This window comes from Rugosimonospora africana (assembly GCF_016862975.1).
Taxonomy (GTDB): Bacteria; Actinomycetota; Actinomycetes; order Mycobacteriales; family Micromonosporaceae; genus Rugosimonospora; species Rugosimonospora africana.
The window spans coordinates 14,432-29,898 of record NZ_BONZ01000002.1 but is presented as its reverse complement, the minus strand read 5'-3'; the positions used below and the strand labels follow the sequence as shown (position 1 = coordinate 29,898).

The window sequence follows — 15,467 nt, the reverse complement described above, 5'->3', positions numbered from 1 at the left end:
CAGTCTGCCAGCCGTGCCGGACGCGGCGGATCCGCCGGCACCCGCCCCGGCCGGCGGGACGCCCACGATTCGCCCCCGCGGGCGGTGTGCCGGGCCCGGTACGCGCCTCAGCCCGCGACCCGGGCGACCCGGGTGACGACGGTGCGCAGCCCGAGCGCGACCGTGGAGGACGGCAGGCACGGCCGGCCCGTGTCGAGTACCTGCTCGGGGGCGAACGGTACGTGCACGAACCCGCCGATGAGTCGGCCCGGCCGGCGGGTCGCGGCCCGGTGCAGGAGCTGGTACATGACGTGGTTGCACACGAAGCGGCCGGCCGATTCGGATACCGCGGCCGGTACGCCGGTCGCCCGTACCGCGGCCACGCACTCCTTCACCGGGATCGTGGCGAAGTACCCCACCGGACCGTCCGGCACGATCGGCTGATCGACCGGCTGTGCCCCGGCGTTGTCCGGGATGGTGGCGTCGTCGAGGTTCACCGCGATCCGCTCGACGGCCAACCCGGGGTTGCCTCCGGCCTGCCCGACCGCGATCACGGCGTCCGGGTCGAGCAGCTCGACCGCGTCCCACAGCACCTCGGACGCCGCCCCGAACACGCAGGGCAGCAGCTGGGTGTGCAGGTCGACGCCGGGCAGTGGCGAGGCGGCGGCCAGCCGGACCGCCGCCCACGAGGGGTTCAGGTCGGCGCCGTTGAAGGGTTCGAAGCCGGTGAGCAGTACGCGAGGGGACACCGAGGCATCCTCGCATTTGCCCCGGCCGGGTTCGTGATCGCGTCGGCGGCGCGCGCCGGGCGGCGGTCGAGGATGGCCTGAGAGCCTGCCGGCAGACTCTCAGCCCGCCGGGTGCAGTTGAGGCAGGGTCGCACCGACCGCATCCACCGCCAGCAGGTACGGCGAGTGGATTTCGGCCAGGGCGGCGGTGATCTCGTCCAGCGCCGGCCGGTACCCGCACAGCAGCTCCTGGCCGCAGAAGTCCTCGGCGGCCACCCGCGCGGCGGCGAATTCCAGCACGGCGGGCAGGAAGTCGGCCCGTTCGTTGTCGGCGAGCTTGAAGCCGGCCCGCCCGTACGCCAGCGTGAATGTCGGGTCGTCCGGCCGGCTCAGGAACAGCAGGCACCCGCCGGGCGCGAACGTCGCCATATACTCCTCGATCGCGGTGGCTGGACCGGCGCCGCGCAGGTGATCGGCGAGCGTCGCGAGCGGCGAACCGACGTCGCCCGGCAGCATCGACGCGATGTCGGAGATGTGACCGAGCTGACGATCGAGCGTCACGGTGGGAAACCGCAGGAGCTGCGCCGCGAGCTGTTGGGCGATCCCGATGACGGACGGCCGCACGATGCCTCCCCGGTGAGGCTGTTGAGTCCGGACAATTCACCATGAAGGTATCAGAGCGCGACGAATCGCGTTCTCCCGTCGGGCGTCGTGGTGGACCCGCGTCGCTAAGGTGCAGGCCATGGCGCAGACCATCAGGGTCGACGGGGTACGGAAATGGTATGGCGACACGCACGCCGTCGACGGCGTGTCGTTCGACGTCGAGGAGGGCGAGTTCTTCGGCATCCTCGGACCGAACGGCGCGGGGAAGACGACGCTCCTCGAGATCATGGAGGGGTTGCGCAAGCCTGACGACGGCGAGGTGAGCCTGCTGGGCATGCGCCCGTGGCCGCGCAATCCCCGGCTGCTTCCCCGGATCGGCGTGCAGTTGCAGGCGTCCTCCTTCTTCGAGCGGCTCACGGCCCGCGAACAGATCCGCACATTCGCCTCGCTGTACGGCACCCCGCCCGCGGCCGCCGACCACTGGCTGGAGGTGGTCGGGCTGACGGACAAGGCGGATACCCGCACCGAGAAGCTGTCCGGCGGCCAGGCGCAGCGGCTGTCCATCGCGTGCGCACTGGTCCACGGGCCGGACGTGGTCTTCCTCGACGAGCCGACCGCGGCACTGGACCCGCAGGCGCGGCGCAACCTGTGGGACCTGCTGCGCGAGATCAACAATCAGGGGCGCACGGTCGTGCTGACCACCCACCACATGGACGAGGCGGAGCTGCTCTGCGATCGAGTGGCCATCATGGACCACGGCAACATCCTCAAGTCCGGGCCGCCGGCTGCCCTGGTGCGCGGGCTGGACGCGCCCACCCGGATCGGCATCGAGACCGGCACCGTGCCGGTCGACGGCGCCCGGCAGCTCTTCCCGGACGCGGAGGTCAGCGACGACGGCGTCTCGCTGACCGTGTCGACCCGCAACCCGGCCGCCGTGCTCTCCGCGCTCGCCGACCGCAACGCCCTGCGCGGCCTGGCGGTCCGCGGCGCCTCGCTGGAGGACGTGTTCCTCGACCTGACCGGACGGGAGTACCGGGCATGACTTCAGAGCGCCCGCTTGACGGCGACACCCTCGACGCGTCCACCGCGCCGGACAGCGCCCCCGCGTCCGCCGTCGCGACCGCGCCGCCCGCGGTCGTCGACCGGCCCGCGCCCGGTGGCATGGGCGGCCAGGGCCAGGCCGGCAGGGCCAGGCGGACGACCAGCTTCCTCAGCCTGGCCCGGGCGATGTTCCTGGGCTTCCGCCGGGACCGGGCCGGACTGTTCTTCACGTTGCTGTTCCCGCTGGTGTTCCTCATCATCTTCGGCGGCCTGTTCAACAACACCGGCACGTACAAGCAGTCCGTGCTGGAGGTCGGCTCGGTTCCGCTCATCGACCAACTGCCGGCGGACGCCCGGGCCGAACTAGGACAGGTCTTCAAGATCACGAAAGTGACCGACCGGGCGGCCGCGCTGGACAAGGTGCGCAACGGCGACGACGAGGCGGTCATCGAGCAGGTCGGCGACCGGATCGTGATGCACTACTCGGCCGCGGACGCGACCGGGGCGGCGACGGTCCAGGGCGTGATGACCTCGCTGATCCAGAACGCGAACGTGGACGCGACCGGGCAACCGCCCAAGTTCTCGCTGGACAGCGACTCTGTCGAGGACAAGTCGCTGTCGTACATCCAGTACATCACCCCGGGCCTGCTCGGCTATGCGATCGCGATCGGCGCGACGTTCGGTGCCACGTCGACCCTGGTCACCTGGCGGCAGAAGAAGATCCTGCGCCGGCTGACCCTGTCTCCGGTCGGGGTGCCCACGGTGATCGGCGCGCGGATCGTGGTGTCGATGGGCATCGCGCTCATCCAGACGGCCATCTTCCTCGCGGTCGGCGCCGGCTTCTTCGGCCTCAAGCTGTCCCACTACTGGTGGATGTCGATTCCGCTGATTTTCGCCGGAACGCTGTCGTTCATGTCGATCGGCCTGCTCGCCGGCGCGAAGGCGAAGTCCATGGAGGCGGCCAGCGCGATCGCCAACCTGATCACCATTCCGATGGCGTTCCTGTCCGGGTCGTTCTTTCCGCTCGACGGCGCGCCCGGATGGCTTCAGGGGCTGGCGAAGGTGTTCCCGCTGCGGCACCTCAACACCGGCATGCTCGACGTGATGGTGCGCGGAAAGTCGCCGGTCAGCGTGCTGCCGGAGATCGGCATCCTGCTCGCGTTCGCGGTGGTGCTCTCGACGATCGCGGCGCTGATGTTCCGCTGGGACGACATCTGACCGGCATCCCCCGCTCAGGCTGATTGGCGTGGGCCTGTGCTCGCCTCCGCCACAGACCGGCTCCGGCTGCGCCCAGGCGGTACCGAGCTGTCCTGCCGCCGTCGTGGCACGATGATCGTGTGTCTGTTGGTCCGGTCGCGTTCGTTCTCGGCGGCGGTGGAGTCCTCGGCGCGGTCGAGGTCGGCATGCTCCGTGCGCTGCTACGGCACGGCGTACGGCCGGACCTGATCGTGGGCACCTCGATCGGCGCGGTCAACGGCGTACTGGTGGCCGCCGACCCGACCGAGGCGGTCACCGAACGGCTGGGCCGGCTGTGGGCATCGCCACAGGCCCGGGAGGTGTACGGCGGCTCCACTTCCCGGCAACTGGTACGGGTGGCCCGGCGCGGTACTCACCTGCACTCTCCCAAGCCGCTGCGCGACATGCTGTACCGGGAACTCGGCGGGGCGACCAGCTTCGCCGACCTGCGCGTCCGGTTCGAGTGCTGCGCGGCCAGCATCGAGCGCGCCGCCGAGCACTGGTTCAGCCAGGGCGACCTGGTGCCGGCGGTGCTCGCCTCGTCGGCGGTGCCGGGGCTCCTGCCGCCGATCGCCATCGAGGGCGAGCACTTCATCGACGGCGGGATCGTCAACTCGATCCCGGTCGGCCGCGCCGTGGAGTTGGGCGCCCGGACCGTCTACGTGCTCCAGGTCGGCCGGATCGACCGGCCGCTGAAGGCTCCCCGGTACCTGTGGGATGTGGCGAAGGTCGCCTTCGAGGTGTCGCGCCGGCACCGGTACGCCCGCGAGATGTCCGCCATCCCGGAGCACGTCGACGTGTACGTGATGCCCACCGGTGGCGGCTCCGAGCGCGACGACTCGCCGCTGGCCTACCGCGACGTGGCCGCTGCCGCTCGACGGATCAGCCGGGCCTACGAGGCTTCCGTGGAGTACCTGGACGCGATGTCGGTATGAGACCACCTCCGCGCTGGCTTCGCCGGGTGCTGCTGGCACCGGTGGTTGTCGGGCTGGCGCTGGCACTGGTGGGTACGGCACCGGCGTGGGTACTGCTGACGCTCGCCGGCTCGCCGCTGGTGCCCGGGCGGCTGCGGCCACTGCGGCTGCTCTGGCTCACCACGGTGTACCTGCTCGTCGAGGCGGTCGCGCTGGCGGTGATGTTCGTCCTGTGGGTGGGCTCTGGATTCGGTGCCGCGGTGCGCCGGCCGGCGTTCCAGCGGGCCCACTACCGGCTCTGCGGCCGTGCCATGCGGGTGCTGTACCAGCAGGCCAAGTGGGTGCTGCGGCTGCACGTGGAGATCGAGGGTACGGCGCCGGACTCGGTACCCGCCGGCCGACCGCTGCTGGTGCTCAGCCGGCACGCTGGGCCGGGGGACTCGTTCCTGCTCGCCCACGCGCTCATCAACTGGTACGACCGCGATCCCCGCATCGTGCTCAAAGAGGCGCTGGAGTGGGATCCCACCATCGACGTGCTGTTGCACCGGCTGCCCAGCCGGTTCATCGCGCCGGGCCGGCAACGCGGCGAGCAGGCGGAAGCGGAGATCGCCTCGCTGGCCGCCGGGCTGGGCCAGCACGATGCGCTGCTCATCTTCCCAGAAGGTGGCAACTTCACCTTGCGCCGCTGGGAACGGGCGATCGCCCGGCTGAACCGGCTGGGGCTGCCGCAGATGGCGCGCCGCGCACAACGGATGCACAACGTGCTGCCGCCCCATCCCGGCGGCGTGCTCGCCGCGCTCGATGCCGCGCCGGACGCGGACGTCATCATGGTCGGGCACACCGGGGTGGACCACCTGATGACCATCACCGATGTCTGGCAGGCGTTGCCGATGGACAAGACCATCATCATGCAGTGGTGGCTGGTGCCGCGGGCGGACGTGCCGGTGGAGGCGGAGGCCCGCATCGAGTGGCTGTACCAGTGGTGGGCGCGCATCGACCTGTGGATCGAAACGAACCGGCCGGTGCCGGCCAGCATCACCGATTGAGCGGCCCGTTTCGGGGATTTCTCGGCGAATCCGCCCCGGCCTTGACTCGGTGGATCAAGATTGGACTCGGGTGCCGCGTGACCGGCCGCCGCAAAAGGCCGCGTCTGATCGGGTCAGGGTCGGATTCGGGTAACGGGGGGCGGCGGCCGGTCACGCGGTCATCGACCGGTCTCGGCGCGTCTGGCGCGGCGCCAGACGCGCCGAGCCGGACTGGTCGAACGACTCAGATCGGCAACCGCAGCTGGGACGGGTGCCGCTCGTCATGCCAGATGTCCTGGGTCACCGGACGCAGCTCGGTCGCCGAGCCCAGAGGCTCGCTGGTACCGGTGTTGCGCGCGTACCGGGGATGGGCTCCGCCGGCCAGCTGCACCCGGATCCGGTGACCGCGCCGGAACACGTACCCCATCGGCCACAGCTCGACCTCGACGGCGCGCACCCCGTCGGCGTCCGGTGGGAACATACCCGGGCAGACCCGGACCAGCCCGTCGGTGATGTTCTCCGAGCGCCCACCCGGATCGACGTCACAGACCCGGACAGCCACGTCGAAGTACTCGCCGTCGGCCCCGATGTGGACGGTCGCCGAGACCGGGCCGATCGTCTCGACGTCGGCCGCCAGCGGTTCGCTGGTATAGACGACAGTGTCCGACCGGGCCTCCACCGCCCGGTTGTCAACCCGGCCGGCCTGCCGGGTCAGCAGCGCCCCGCCGGGCGACGGCGTCGGGTCGGCCGGGTCGTACCGGAACCGGTCCGGCGCGCCGGCAGCGGGCGGGGTAGGGGCCAGCCCGCCGCCGGGTTGCAGGAGCCAAGCCTCGCCGCGGTCGTGCGGCGGCCAGGCGGGCAGCTCCCGCCACTCGTTCACGCCACCCACGTGTACCCGGATCCCGCCGCGGGCACCGCCGTTCATCGCCGCGCGGAACCAGGCGATCGCCTCGCTCATCGACGCGTCCAGCAGCGCCATATCGGCGTGTGTCCAGGTGCCGATGACCAGCCGGGGTGCCGCCCCGGTGGCGCGCAGGGTGGCGTAGTCGCGCAGCTGCCAGGGCAGGAAGATGTCGTACCACCCGCCGACCATGCACACCGGTGCCTGTACCCGGGACACGTCGGCGTTACCGCGTGGCGTCCAGTACGGGTCGCCCGGCTCGCAGTGAGCCAGCCAGTCCTGGAAGAACGCGACCTCCGCGCCGGTCGCCAGAGTGTCCACTTCGGACAGTGGAAGGTGTGTCCAGGCGCGGCGCAGGCGCGGCTGGGCGCGGTACTGCTTGTAGGCGAAGGACAGCAGGGAACCGCCCTGGTTGCTGGTCAGCGTGGCCCAGTTGAGGATGGTGTCCAGCGAGTACGCGCCGCCGGCGTAGGTGGGGTCGCGGAACGCGGACGCGGTGACCGCGGTCAGCATGCCCTTGAGCGCCGGGCCGGCCTCGGCAGCGATCGCCCACTGGGTGAAACCCAGGTAGCTCGGCCCGTAGGTGAACAGGTTTCCGTCGAACCACGGCTGCCGCTCGATCCAGGCGACCGCGTCGAGCCCGTCCTCCCGCTCGTACCGCAGCGGCTCCCACTCGCCGCCGGAGTCGAACGTCCCGCGGCAGCTCTGTATGACCACGTGGAAGCCGCGCTCGGCCAGCATCCGGCCGGAGACCAGCCCGATCACGCCACCCCGCCCGTACGGCGTCCGGATGAGGATCGTTGGTGCGCCGCGCAGCCGGGGCTCCCAGTGATCGGTCCGCAGGACGACGCCGTCGCGCGTGGTGACCGGCAGGTCCCGGTGGACGCGGACCGCCCGGGTGACCGCGGGGGGCAGGTGGAACAGCCGTTCCATGGCCCGGCTGGACAGACTCATCTTTGAAACTTACCCAGTCCCTCACGGCGCTTGGGCGGACTCAGCCCGGGCCGACCAATGCTCGCTGGAACGCGCCCGGCGTGATGCCGAAGTACCGCAGGAACCAGCGGTTCAGATGGCTCTGATCGGCGAACCCGGCCAGCGCCGCCGCCCGTGCCGCGGGCACTCCGTCGCCGAGCATTCGCCGGGCGGCCCGCACACGTAGCTGTCGCTGGTAGTCGCTGGGAGACAGGCCATAGCGGGCCTGGAACGACCGGTACACGGTGAATCTGCTGCGGCCGGTCGCCTCGGCCAGTCGTCCGGCGCTCACCTCGGCGAGCCCAGCCTCGTCCAGCACGGCGCGGGCCCGCTCGGCGACCCGTACCACATCGGCACCGGTCACCCGGGCGAGCGGCGCGGCTCCGGAAGGGCTCGCCCGACGGCGCGAGTGCCGGGTGATCGCCCACACCACGCGGGTCAGCAACTCGTCGTGGCGCAGCGAGGCGAGGCCGTTTCCGCCGCGGTCAAGCGGCGATCCTTGGCGGTTTGGGCCGGCAGCGCCGAGGGTCGGAGTCTCGTCCAGCAGCGCGTTGCTCAGGTCGAGCAGGCGGCGGGCCACCTCCGGGGCGGTGACGACCGGCTCGGCGAACAGCGGCAGCCCAACCGGCCGCTCGGCCGCGTCGCGCAACACCCCAGCCATCAGTTCGGGACCGATGTGCACCATCCGGTACGTGAAACCGAGCCGGTTGGCGGCGTGCCCGTCGTGCGGGTCGTCGGGATTGAACGCCATGACCATTCCGCCCGCGCTCGTGAACGTGCCACCGCGGCAGGTGAAGGTCTGCGCGCCGGCCTCGGTCACGCCCAGCGAGTAGGTGTCGTGGGCGTGCCGGTGGTACGCGTGGCGCTCGAAGTGCGCCCGCATCACCTCCAGCGGCACGTCCGGCGATCGCCGGTACCGGGCCCAGTCACCCATCCGCCCATCGTGCCGCACCAGCGTTCAAGACGACGCGGCCGGGCGCGGGCAGGCTGGGCCCGTGCGCTTTGACACCAAGATCGGAATCGTGGTACGCGACGACCTGGCGAGCTGGCAGCGGTTGAATGTCACCGCGTACCTGGCCGGTGCCATCGCCGCCGACGTACCGGAGCTCATCGGTGAGCCGTACGTCGACGGCTCGGGCAACCGGTACCTGCCCACGCTCGGCCAGCCGGTGCTGGTCTTCGGGGCCGGCAAGGACGGCCTGGCCCAGGCCCGGGAGCGGGCGCTGACCCGTTTCCTGCGTACCGCGATCTACACCGAGGACATGTTCGCCACCGACAACGACGCGGACAACCGCGCGGTAGTCCGCGCCGTCCAGGCGGCCGACCTGCGTCTGGTCGGGTTGGCCGCCTATGGGCGGCGCAACGACGTCGACAAGGCGCTGAAGGGGCTGGCGCTGCACCCGTGACGCCGGCTCGCCGGGACCTCGCAGGCCGGCCGGGCCGGCGGGGGCTCAGCCGGCGTCGAGCCGCTTCACCAGGGTGGCCGGGGCGACCATCCGGTACGCGTCCTCGGCCAACTCGGCGATCTCGGCCCAGTCGACCCGGCCGTCGAGCCGTACCCCGATCCAGCCGCGCCCGCCCACGTACGGCGGCCGGAAGAACCGGTCCGGATCGGCGGCGATCAGCTCCCGCTGCACGCCCGGGGGTGCGGCACACCACAGGTGCGCGAACCGGTTGTCGTGGTGGCCGTGCTCCCACAGGGTCACGAAGGACTTTCGGTCGCGGACGAACCAGGTCGGCGCGCTGTGACTGGGACGCTCGGTCACGTCGGGAAAGCCGAGACAGATCGCCCGCAGCGGCGACACCAGGTCCATCCCGTGACCGTACAGGCGTCAGCCGGTGCGGACCACGCACCGGAAGCCGATGTTCCCGGCATGCCCGTGGACCGGTTGTGGCTGACCGGTCCGGGTGCCGCCCTTGACCACCTTCAGCGGTACCGGGCCGCCGATCGGGTGCCAGTCCGCGGTCCACTCCCGTACGCCGCCGAACACGTCGTACAGCCCGTACCCGTTGGGTGAGCCGGTGGCGACCGGCCGGGTGCCGCCCGGCTGGGCACCGCCGGTGTCGCAGGCCAGGGCGTCGTGCGCGGCACACGCCCACTCCGCCTCGGTGGGCAACGCCTTGCCTGCCCACGCCGCGTACGCCACCGCGTCCACCCAGGACACGTCGGTCACCGGGTGGTCGTCCCACCCCTCCGGGTACCGCCACTGGATCTGGCCCGCCTCCCGGCAGGCGACCGGGCAGTACCCGGTTTCCCGCGTGAACGCCGCGAACTCCTGGTTCGTCACCGGGCAGGCGTCGACCCAGAACCCGTCGACCGGGCCCAGCTCACAGCTGCCGCTGGGGATCCAGACCATGTCGGCCGAGGGCGGAGGCCCGCCCGGTCCCCGGTGCGGCGTTATCGAAACGCACTGACTCACCCACAAAAGGTATAAGTCTCCACGGCGCGCCGAGGGTGAAATTACCGGATACCCCGTGCCACCAGCTGTGTCGGCAGCACCGTGGTGGCCGGCCGCGAGGTGTCGCCGGCGATCCGGCGGAACAGCAGCCGGGTGGCCTCCCGGGCCAGTTCCCGGGGATCGTAGGCGATCACGGTCAGCGGGCGCGGCATCAGGTGGGACAGCTCGAAGTCGTCGAACCCGGTCAGCTCCGCGTCGCTGCCTAGCTGCCACAGCTGCCGCAGGGCGCCGACGGTGATCCGGTTGTTGGTACCGAAGAACGCGGTCGGCGGGTCGGCCAGGCGCAGCAGGTCGGCCACGGCGTCCGCCGCCGCCTCGGGCGTCTTGACCCCGTCCCGTACCAGTGCCTCGTCGTACCCGACCCCGGCGGCGTCCAGGGCGTCGCGTACCCCGGCCAGGCGCTCGCGCATCGTGTAGACGGCCGTCGAGTCCAGCAGTACGCCGACCCGCCGGTGGCCGGCGGCCAGCAGCCGCGCCATCCCGTCGCGCGCGCCGCCCCGGTTGTCCAGCAGTACCGTGTCGGCCAGCAGCTGCCCGGGCGGCCGGTCCAGGAACACCACCGGCATGCCCATCTCGACCTCCCGGCGCAGGAACGAGTGGTCGGTACCGGCCGGCACCACCAGCAGCCCGTCCACCCGGCGTTGGCACAGGTCGAGCAGCAACTGCCGCTCCCGCTCCGGATCCTCCTCCGAGGACGCCGTCATCAGCAGCGTGTCGTGCGCCGACGCGATCTGCGCGGCGGCGCTGGTGATCGCCGCGTAGAACGGGTTGTCGATCTCCTCGATGAGCAGCCCGATGGTCGCGTTGACCCGGCCGGAGCGCAGGTTGCGGGCGATGTCGTTGCGCCGGAACCCCAGCTCGGCGATCGCCGCGAGCACCCGGTCGATCAGCTGCTGCGCCACTGCCGGCTCGCCGTTGACCACCCGGGAGACGGTCTTGAGGCTCACCCCCGCGTGCCGGGCGACGTCGACCATGGTCGGCCGGCGGGCCGTGCCCGGCACCGCCTTCGGGACAGACATCTGTCTATGGTTGCAGACCGCTTCTACTCTGAGACGGTTCGCCCGGGAGGGGGTGTTGACGCGATGGCCTGGCTCGGTGCGGCCGGCTCGCCGCTGGTGAGCCTCGGGCTGCTCGGCCTCGCGCTGTCGTGGCTCGGCCTGCCCGGCCTCGGGGCGCCGGCACTCTGGGCCGCCGGACTCGCCACGCCGCATCTCGGGGCGCCGCATCTCGGAGCGCCGCATTTCCGGGCGCCGCACCTCGAACTGCTCGGCGACGTTGGGCCGGCCGGACTGCTGGCCGGCACCGCCGCCGCCATCGGTGTCCTGCTGGTCGCCGTCCTGGCCGCCCGGCTGCTGGCTCGCCGTGCCATTCCCGGCGGCGTCGCCTGGCGGCGGGCGCGCATCCTGCGTCAAGAGGCCCACCGCACCGGCATCCCCCGCTACGCGGACCCGGACGCCCCCGGGCGCTCCCGACCCAGAGCGCCCTGCGCGGCCCACGCGGCCGCCTGACCCCGACTTCCCCGGCGTACCGACGCCCGGTGCTCACGCGCCGTGGCGCGGGTACCCGTGCCTCCGGTGGGCGGTGGGCGGCCGCATCTGGTGTCTGACGTCAGATTCGGCCCGAGGGGTTCTCACATGTCCATTCCGTTTGTCGACGACGCGACCGCCGTCGTCTACTCGCTCATCGTTCACGTCGCCGGTGCGCTCGCACCGGCCGGCGGCGTGGCCACCGCGATCGTGCTGTGCACCGTCGCCCTGCGCGCCCTGCTCCTGCCGCTGACCTTGGCCGCGGTGCGCGGCGAGCGAAGCCGCGCCGTACTCGCTCCGAAGGTGCGGGAGCTTCAGCAGCGCCATGGCCAGGATCGGGCCCGGCTGGGTACCGAGCTGACCGAGCTGTACCGCGCCGAGGGTGTCTCGCCGCTGGCCGGGTGCCTTCCGGCCTTGGTACAGGCGCCGTTTTTTATGATCACGTATCGGATGTTCAGCGCGGCACGGATCGCCGGGCACGCGAACGTGCTGCTCACGCACCAGCTGTTCGGGGTGGCACTGTCCACTCGGCTGATCGGGGGCGGCCATCCGCTGGTGTTCGTACCGTTTGTGGTCGTCCTGGTCGGCCTGGGCATCCTGGCGGATCGCCGGGCCAGGCGCGTCGCGGCCGCGAACGCCACCGCCGTACCCAACGGGATCATGCGGGTGCTGCCGTACCTGAGCGTGGCCAGTCTCCTGGTGGTGCCGCTTGCGGCCGCGCTCTACCTGGTCACCACGATGAGCTGGACGGCGGTCGAGAACGCGGTGCTGCGCCGGGGGCTGCCGGCCGGGGGCGCCTGACCCGGCGGGCCGGCGCCGGGCGGAGGCTTGGCGGCCTGCCCGGCGCCGGCCAGCTCTCGGCCCCGGCGGCTCTCTTCCCGGGGACCGCCCCGGCGCCGGTGGCCCTCCTCCCGGGTTCCGGCCCCGGCGCCGGCCGGCCCCCGAGCGGAGCCGGCTACGCTGGTGCCATGCGCCGGTTTCTGTCGCCGCGCTGGATCGCGCGGCACGTCGCGATGGTCGTGCTCGTCGGCACGTTCCTCGCGCTCGGCTGGTGGCAGATCGGGCGCGCCGCGGGCGGCAACGCGCTGAGCTACGGGTACGCCTTCGAGTGGCCGGTCTTCGCCCTGTTCGTGATCTTCGTCTGGTACCGGGAGATCCGCGGTGAACTGGGCGACCCGACCGCCCGGGCGCCGGCCAAGATCAGGGAGCCGGTACTGCGCGCCACGCTGCCGGTACCGTCCCGGCCCGTCGTCGCGGCAGACCCCGCCGAGGCGGCCGATCCGGAGCTGAACGAGTACAACGAGTACCTGGCCTGGCTGAACGCCCACCCGGACGCGAAGCCGGCCGACTACCGGCGGGCCCGGGCCGCCGGCGCCACGATCAGGACCTCGGGCCCGAGCCCGGAGTGAGCAGCCCCCGCTCGAAGGCGACCGCCACGGCCGCTGCCCGGTCCTTGACCCCGAGTTTGCCGTAGACGTGCAGCAGGTGGGTCTTCACCGTGGCCTCGCTGATGAACAGGTGAGCGGCCGCCTCGCGGTTGGTCGAGCCGCGAGCGATCAGCCCGAGCACCTCCAGCTCCCGCTGGCTCAACGGCTCCTTGGCGGGTGACCGGACCTGGCCCAGCAGCCGGGTGGCCACCGACGGAGAGAGCACCGCCTCGCCGCGCGCCGCCGCCCGTACCGCCCGGAACAGTTCCTCCCGGGGCGTGTCCTTGAGCAGGTACCCGGTGGCACCCGCCTCGATCGCCGGCAGCACGTCGCTGTCCGTGTCGTAGGTGGTGAGTACCAGGACCCGGGCCGGTACGCCACGCTCGCGCAGCATGCCGATCGCGCGTACCCCGTCGGTACCCGGCATCCGCAGGTCCATGAGTACCACGTCGGGCCGCAGTGTCTCGGCGAGCGTCACCGCCTCGGCCCCGTCGGCCGCCTCGCCCAGCACCTCGAACTCGTCGTCGCCGGTCAGCATGCCGCGCAGCCCGTCCCGCACCACCGGATGGTCGTCCACGATGAGCAGCCGGATCACGCGACGCTCCCCGCGGGAATCGCCGGCACGCTGGCCGAGATGGCGGTGCCTCCGCCGGGCTCCGACTCGACCTCCAGCAGCCCGGCGATGCGCTGCAGGCGCTGGCGCATGGCCTTGAGCCCGAAGCCGCCGTCCCCGCTGGCGACCGTCTCCGCCGGCTCGAACCCGACGCCGTCGTCCCGCACGTCCAGCGTCACCTGGTCCTCCATGTACGACAGGGTCAGCCCGACCCGGCTCGCGCCGGCGTGTTTCGCCACGTTGGTCAACGCCTCCTGAGCAGTGCGCACCAGAGTTCCCTCGATCTCCGGGTGCATCGGTCGAACGGTACCGGTGGTGGTGATCTCGGCGGCCAGCCCGTGCAGGTCGGACCAGCGCTGTACGACGCCGGCCAGCGCCTCCGGCAGGGTCGCGCCCTCCAGTTGTTCGGGCTGGAGGTTGCGGACCGATCGGCGGGCTTCGGACAGGCTCTCCCGGGCCAGGCCGGCCGCCGTGTCCAGGTGCCGGCGCCGGTCTGCCGGCTGGTCCTCGACCTGGTCGGCCGCCTCCAGCTGGGTGATGATGCCGGCCAGCCCCTGCGCGATCGTGTCGTGGATCTCCCCGGCCATCCGGGCCCGCTCGTCCAGGACTCCGGCCTCCCGGGCCTGGGTGAGCAACTGGGCGTGCAGCCCGGCGTTCTCCGCCATGGCTGTCTCCAGCTTGGTGTTCGTCTCGTTCAGTTGGCCGATCATCCGCTTGCGCCGTTCCGCCTGTTCGGTGGTCACCCAGGCCAGCAGCGACAGGGCTCCGGCGATTGCGATGTTGAACACGGCCACGACCAGGTAGGACGCCACGCCCGGGAGGGAGCCCAGGGTGGGGAAGCCGCCGATCTGGGACAGCGAGGACAGCGCCCCGGTGGTCACCACGCCGAACACCACCATCCGGCCGCGGAGGGCGTAGACCGCGTTCAGGTAGCCGGCGAACGCGAAGAACCCGAAGACCGGACTGCACGCGATCAGCGCCGCGATCAGGCCGAGCAGGACGACGAAGTAGATCCCCATCAGCACCCGTCGCTCCGACCAGGCCGGGTGAAGATTGACCCAGAAGAATATCCACGCCGCCGCCACCAGAGTCAGCACCACCGTCAGGGCGATCGGCGGCCCAGGCAGGAACGCGTCGGTGAGGATCGCGAGGACCAGGGACACTCCGAGCGCGACGTACGGAACCCACTTCACGCCCGAGTCCAGGCGTCGCTCCCAGCCGTCCAGATCCTCGATCGAGAGCCGCCTCATGCCCCTGCCCCTCCACTCGTACGCGACGCCCGTGGCCGGGCCGGTCACGACTCCCAGCGGAACAGCCTGGCTGCGGCCAGCCCGAACACCACCAGGTAGGCGGCCAGTACCCCGAGCGTGCTCGCGTGCGGCCAGGATCCCACGGTCGCGTCGTGCAGGGCATGTTCGCCGGCGCCGAGCGGGGTGTAGTCGCCGATGCGCTGCAGCAGGTGCGGCATCGACTCGCGGGGCGCCCAGAGACCGGCGAAGAACATCAGCGGGAAGAACAGGATGACTCCCATCGCGTTGCCGGCCTTGGCGTTGGGCGCGATGGCCGCGACGAACAGCCCGATGGCCAGCAGTGCGGCGGCGGCCATCACCAGGGCGATCAGGAAGCCGCCGATCTGCCGGGGCAGTGGCACGGAGAAGGCGACCCGGCCGATCCCCATGACCAGGATCACCGAGACGAGCCCGACCACCAGGCTGACGACGAGGTGGGCGACCAGCAGCATCGCCGGGGGCACCGGGGTGGTGCTCAACCGGCGCAGCACGCCCCTCTCCCGGTAGCTGGCCAGGATGGATGGCAGCGACGCCAGCGCGATCATCGCGATGACCAGCGTGACCGCGATGGTCACGTACAGGTCGATGACCCGCAGGCCACCCAGGTCCGCATCCGGCGACCGGAACGACTTCACGCTGCCGAGGATGACCACCAGGATCGACGGAAACGCCAGGGCGAAGAAGACGCCCACCGGCTCCCGCAGGAACATTCGCGTCTCGTTCAGGATGAGCTTGGCACTCGAGTTCATTTCTC

18 protein-coding genes are annotated in these 15,467 nt (G+C 71.7%); 8 read left to right on the top strand and 10 right to left on the bottom strand.

Going from position 1 to position 15,467, the window contains the following annotated elements:
- Nucleotides 1-107 precede the first annotated feature (107 nt).
- Nucleotides 108-728: a pyroglutamyl-peptidase I gene (gene pcp / locus Raf01_RS00710; RefSeq protein WP_203915700.1), complete on the bottom strand. Its 621-nt coding sequence runs from the start codon at nucleotides 726-728 to the stop codon at nucleotides 108-110.
- A gap of 99 nt (nucleotides 729-827) precedes the next feature.
- Nucleotides 828-1,331 carry a nitrate reductase molybdenum cofactor assembly chaperone gene (locus Raf01_RS00705; RefSeq protein ID WP_203915699.1) on the bottom strand — a complete coding sequence of 168 codons (504 nt, stop codon included), beginning with the start codon at nucleotides 1,329-1,331 and terminating at the stop codon, nucleotides 828-830.
- 118 nt (nucleotides 1,332-1,449) lie between these two features.
- Between Raf01_RS00705 and Raf01_RS00700 the strand changes: the two genes are divergently transcribed.
- The 4 genes from Raf01_RS00700 to Raf01_RS00685 all read left to right on the top strand — a co-directional run bounded on the left by Raf01_RS00700 (nucleotide 1,450) and on the right by Raf01_RS00685 (nucleotide 5,547).
- The gene (locus tag Raf01_RS00700) at nucleotides 1,450-2,352 is read left to right on the top strand and encodes an ABC transporter ATP-binding protein (protein ID WP_203915698.1); all 903 of its coding nucleotides are present in this window, start codon (nucleotides 1,450-1,452) and stop codon (nucleotides 2,350-2,352) included.
- Nucleotides 2,349-3,569, top strand: coding sequence for an ABC transporter permease (locus tag Raf01_RS00695; RefSeq protein ID WP_239133269.1), 1,221 nt, complete (start codon nucleotides 2,349-2,351; stop codon nucleotides 3,567-3,569). Before Raf01_RS00700 ends, Raf01_RS00695 begins: the two co-directional genes overlap by 4 nt.
- 119 nt (nucleotides 3,570-3,688) lie before the next feature.
- Nucleotides 3,689-4,522: a patatin-like phospholipase family protein gene (locus Raf01_RS00690; RefSeq protein ID WP_203915697.1), complete on the top strand. Its 834-nt coding sequence runs from the start codon at nucleotides 3,689-3,691 to the stop codon at nucleotides 4,520-4,522.
- The gene (locus Raf01_RS00685; RefSeq protein ID WP_203915696.1) at nucleotides 4,519-5,547 is read left to right on the top strand and encodes a 1-acyl-sn-glycerol-3-phosphate acyltransferase; all 1,029 of its coding nucleotides are present in this window, start codon (nucleotides 4,519-4,521) and stop codon (nucleotides 5,545-5,547) included. Before Raf01_RS00690 ends, Raf01_RS00685 begins: the two co-directional genes overlap by 4 nt.
- A 223-nt stretch (nucleotides 5,548-5,770) precedes the next feature.
- On the opposite strand, the gene Raf01_RS00680 is transcribed toward Raf01_RS00685, so the two are convergent.
- Both Raf01_RS00680 and Raf01_RS00675 read right to left on the bottom strand, forming a co-directional pair.
- Entirely contained in the window at nucleotides 5,771-7,381 is a 1,611-nt protein-coding gene (locus Raf01_RS00680; protein ID WP_203915695.1) for a CocE/NonD family hydrolase, read from the bottom strand.
- A 40-nt stretch (nucleotides 7,382-7,421) separates the two neighbouring features.
- Entirely contained in the window at nucleotides 7,422-8,333 is a 912-nt protein-coding gene (locus Raf01_RS00675) for an AraC family transcriptional regulator (protein WP_203915694.1), read from the bottom strand.
- Between the two features lie 61 nt (nucleotides 8,334-8,394).
- Here Raf01_RS00675 and Raf01_RS00670 point away from each other — a divergent pair, with 61 nt between their 5' ends.
- The gene (locus Raf01_RS00670) at nucleotides 8,395-8,805 is read left to right on the top strand and encodes a DUF2000 domain-containing protein (protein ID WP_203915693.1); all 411 of its coding nucleotides are present in this window, start codon (nucleotides 8,395-8,397) and stop codon (nucleotides 8,803-8,805) included.
- 45 nt (nucleotides 8,806-8,850) lie between these two features.
- Here the strand turns inward: Raf01_RS00670 and Raf01_RS00665 are convergent, their stop codons facing one another.
- The 3 genes from Raf01_RS00665 to Raf01_RS00655 are packed head-to-tail and all read right to left on the bottom strand — an operon-like array spanning nucleotide 8,851 to nucleotide 10,877.
- A complete protein-coding gene (locus Raf01_RS00665) occupies nucleotides 8,851-9,213 on the bottom strand; it encodes an MmcQ/YjbR family DNA-binding protein (protein WP_203915692.1) in 363 nt (120 codons plus the stop codon).
- A gap of 18 nt (nucleotides 9,214-9,231) precedes the next feature.
- Nucleotides 9,232-9,819 (bottom strand): formylglycine-generating enzyme family protein, encoded by a 588-nt coding sequence (locus Raf01_RS00660; protein WP_203915691.1) that lies wholly within the window; start codon nucleotides 9,817-9,819, stop codon nucleotides 9,232-9,234.
- Between the two features lie 41 nt (nucleotides 9,820-9,860).
- Nucleotides 9,861-10,877 carry a LacI family DNA-binding transcriptional regulator gene (locus Raf01_RS00655; RefSeq protein ID WP_239133268.1) on the bottom strand — a complete coding sequence of 339 codons (1,017 nt, stop codon included), beginning with the start codon at nucleotides 10,875-10,877 and terminating at the stop codon, nucleotides 9,861-9,863.
- Nucleotides 10,878-10,940: 63 nt separating this feature from the next.
- Between Raf01_RS00655 and Raf01_RS49330 the strand changes: the two genes are divergently transcribed.
- The 3 genes from Raf01_RS49330 to Raf01_RS00640 all read left to right on the top strand — a co-directional run bounded on the left by Raf01_RS49330 (nucleotide 10,941) and on the right by Raf01_RS00640 (nucleotide 12,793).
- Nucleotides 10,941-11,366, top strand: a complete 426-nt coding sequence (locus Raf01_RS49330) for a DUF6412 domain-containing protein (protein ID WP_239133267.1) — start codon at nucleotides 10,941-10,943, stop codon at nucleotides 11,364-11,366.
- 126 nt (nucleotides 11,367-11,492) lie between these two features.
- Nucleotides 11,493-12,185, top strand: coding sequence for a membrane protein insertase YidC (gene yidC, locus Raf01_RS00645; RefSeq protein ID WP_203915690.1), 693 nt, complete (start codon nucleotides 11,493-11,495; stop codon nucleotides 12,183-12,185).
- Nucleotides 12,186-12,352: 167 nt separating this feature from the next.
- Entirely contained in the window at nucleotides 12,353-12,793 is a 441-nt protein-coding gene (locus Raf01_RS00640; protein ID WP_203915689.1) for a hypothetical protein, read from the top strand.
- Here Raf01_RS00640 and Raf01_RS00635 read toward each other — a convergent pair.
- Genes Raf01_RS00635 through Raf01_RS00625 form a run of 3 tightly spaced genes read right to left on the bottom strand, consistent with a single transcriptional unit; the run spans nucleotide 12,765 to nucleotide 15,462 of the window.
- Nucleotides 12,765-13,406: a response regulator gene (locus Raf01_RS00635; protein WP_203915688.1), complete on the bottom strand. Its 642-nt coding sequence runs from the start codon at nucleotides 13,404-13,406 to the stop codon at nucleotides 12,765-12,767. The two genes, Raf01_RS00640 and Raf01_RS00635, sit on opposite strands and share 29 nt — an antisense overlap.
- Nucleotides 13,403-14,674 (bottom strand): sensor histidine kinase, encoded by a 1,272-nt coding sequence (locus Raf01_RS00630; RefSeq protein ID WP_203915687.1) that lies wholly within the window; start codon nucleotides 14,672-14,674, stop codon nucleotides 13,403-13,405. Before Raf01_RS00630 ends, Raf01_RS00635 begins: the two co-directional genes overlap by 4 nt.
- Nucleotides 14,675-14,718: 44 nt before the next feature.
- Nucleotides 14,719-15,462, bottom strand: coding sequence for an ABC transporter permease (locus Raf01_RS00625; RefSeq protein WP_203915686.1), 744 nt, complete (start codon nucleotides 15,460-15,462; stop codon nucleotides 14,719-14,721).
- Nucleotides 15,463-15,467 lie beyond the last annotated feature (5 nt).

Coding starts and splice junctions, on each gene's coding strand:
- Raf01_RS00695 (WP_239133269.1), top strand. CDS start 2,349: ATGACTTCAGAGCGCCCGCTTGACGGCGACACCCTCGACGCGTCCACC.
- yidC (WP_203915690.1), top strand. CDS start 11,493: ATGTCCATTCCGTTTGTCGACGACGCGACCGCCGTCGTCTACTCGCTC.
- Raf01_RS00640 (WP_203915689.1), top strand. CDS start 12,353: ATGCGCCGGTTTCTGTCGCCGCGCTGGATCGCGCGGCACGTCGCGATG.
- Raf01_RS00655 (WP_239133268.1), bottom strand. CDS start 10,877: ATGTCTGTCCCGAAGGCGGTGCCGGGCACGGCCCGCCGGCCGACCATG.
- Raf01_RS00685 (WP_203915696.1), top strand. CDS start 4,519: ATGAGACCACCTCCGCGCTGGCTTCGCCGGGTGCTGCTGGCACCGGTG.
- Raf01_RS00700 (WP_203915698.1), top strand. CDS start 1,450: ATGGCGCAGACCATCAGGGTCGACGGGGTACGGAAATGGTATGGCGAC.
- Raf01_RS00665 (WP_203915692.1), bottom strand. CDS start 9,213: ATGGACCTGGTGTCGCCGCTGCGGGCGATCTGTCTCGGCTTTCCCGAC.
- Raf01_RS49330 (WP_239133267.1), top strand. CDS start 10,941: ATGGCCTGGCTCGGTGCGGCCGGCTCGCCGCTGGTGAGCCTCGGGCTG.
- Raf01_RS00625 (WP_203915686.1), bottom strand. CDS start 15,462: ATGAACTCGAGTGCCAAGCTCATCCTGAACGAGACGCGAATGTTCCTG.
- Raf01_RS00680 (WP_203915695.1), bottom strand. CDS start 7,381: ATGAGTCTGTCCAGCCGGGCCATGGAACGGCTGTTCCACCTGCCCCCC.
- Raf01_RS00630 (WP_203915687.1), bottom strand. CDS start 14,674: ATGAGGCGGCTCTCGATCGAGGATCTGGACGGCTGGGAGCGACGCCTG.
- Raf01_RS00675 (WP_203915694.1), bottom strand. CDS start 8,333: ATGGGTGACTGGGCCCGGTACCGGCGATCGCCGGACGTGCCGCTGGAG.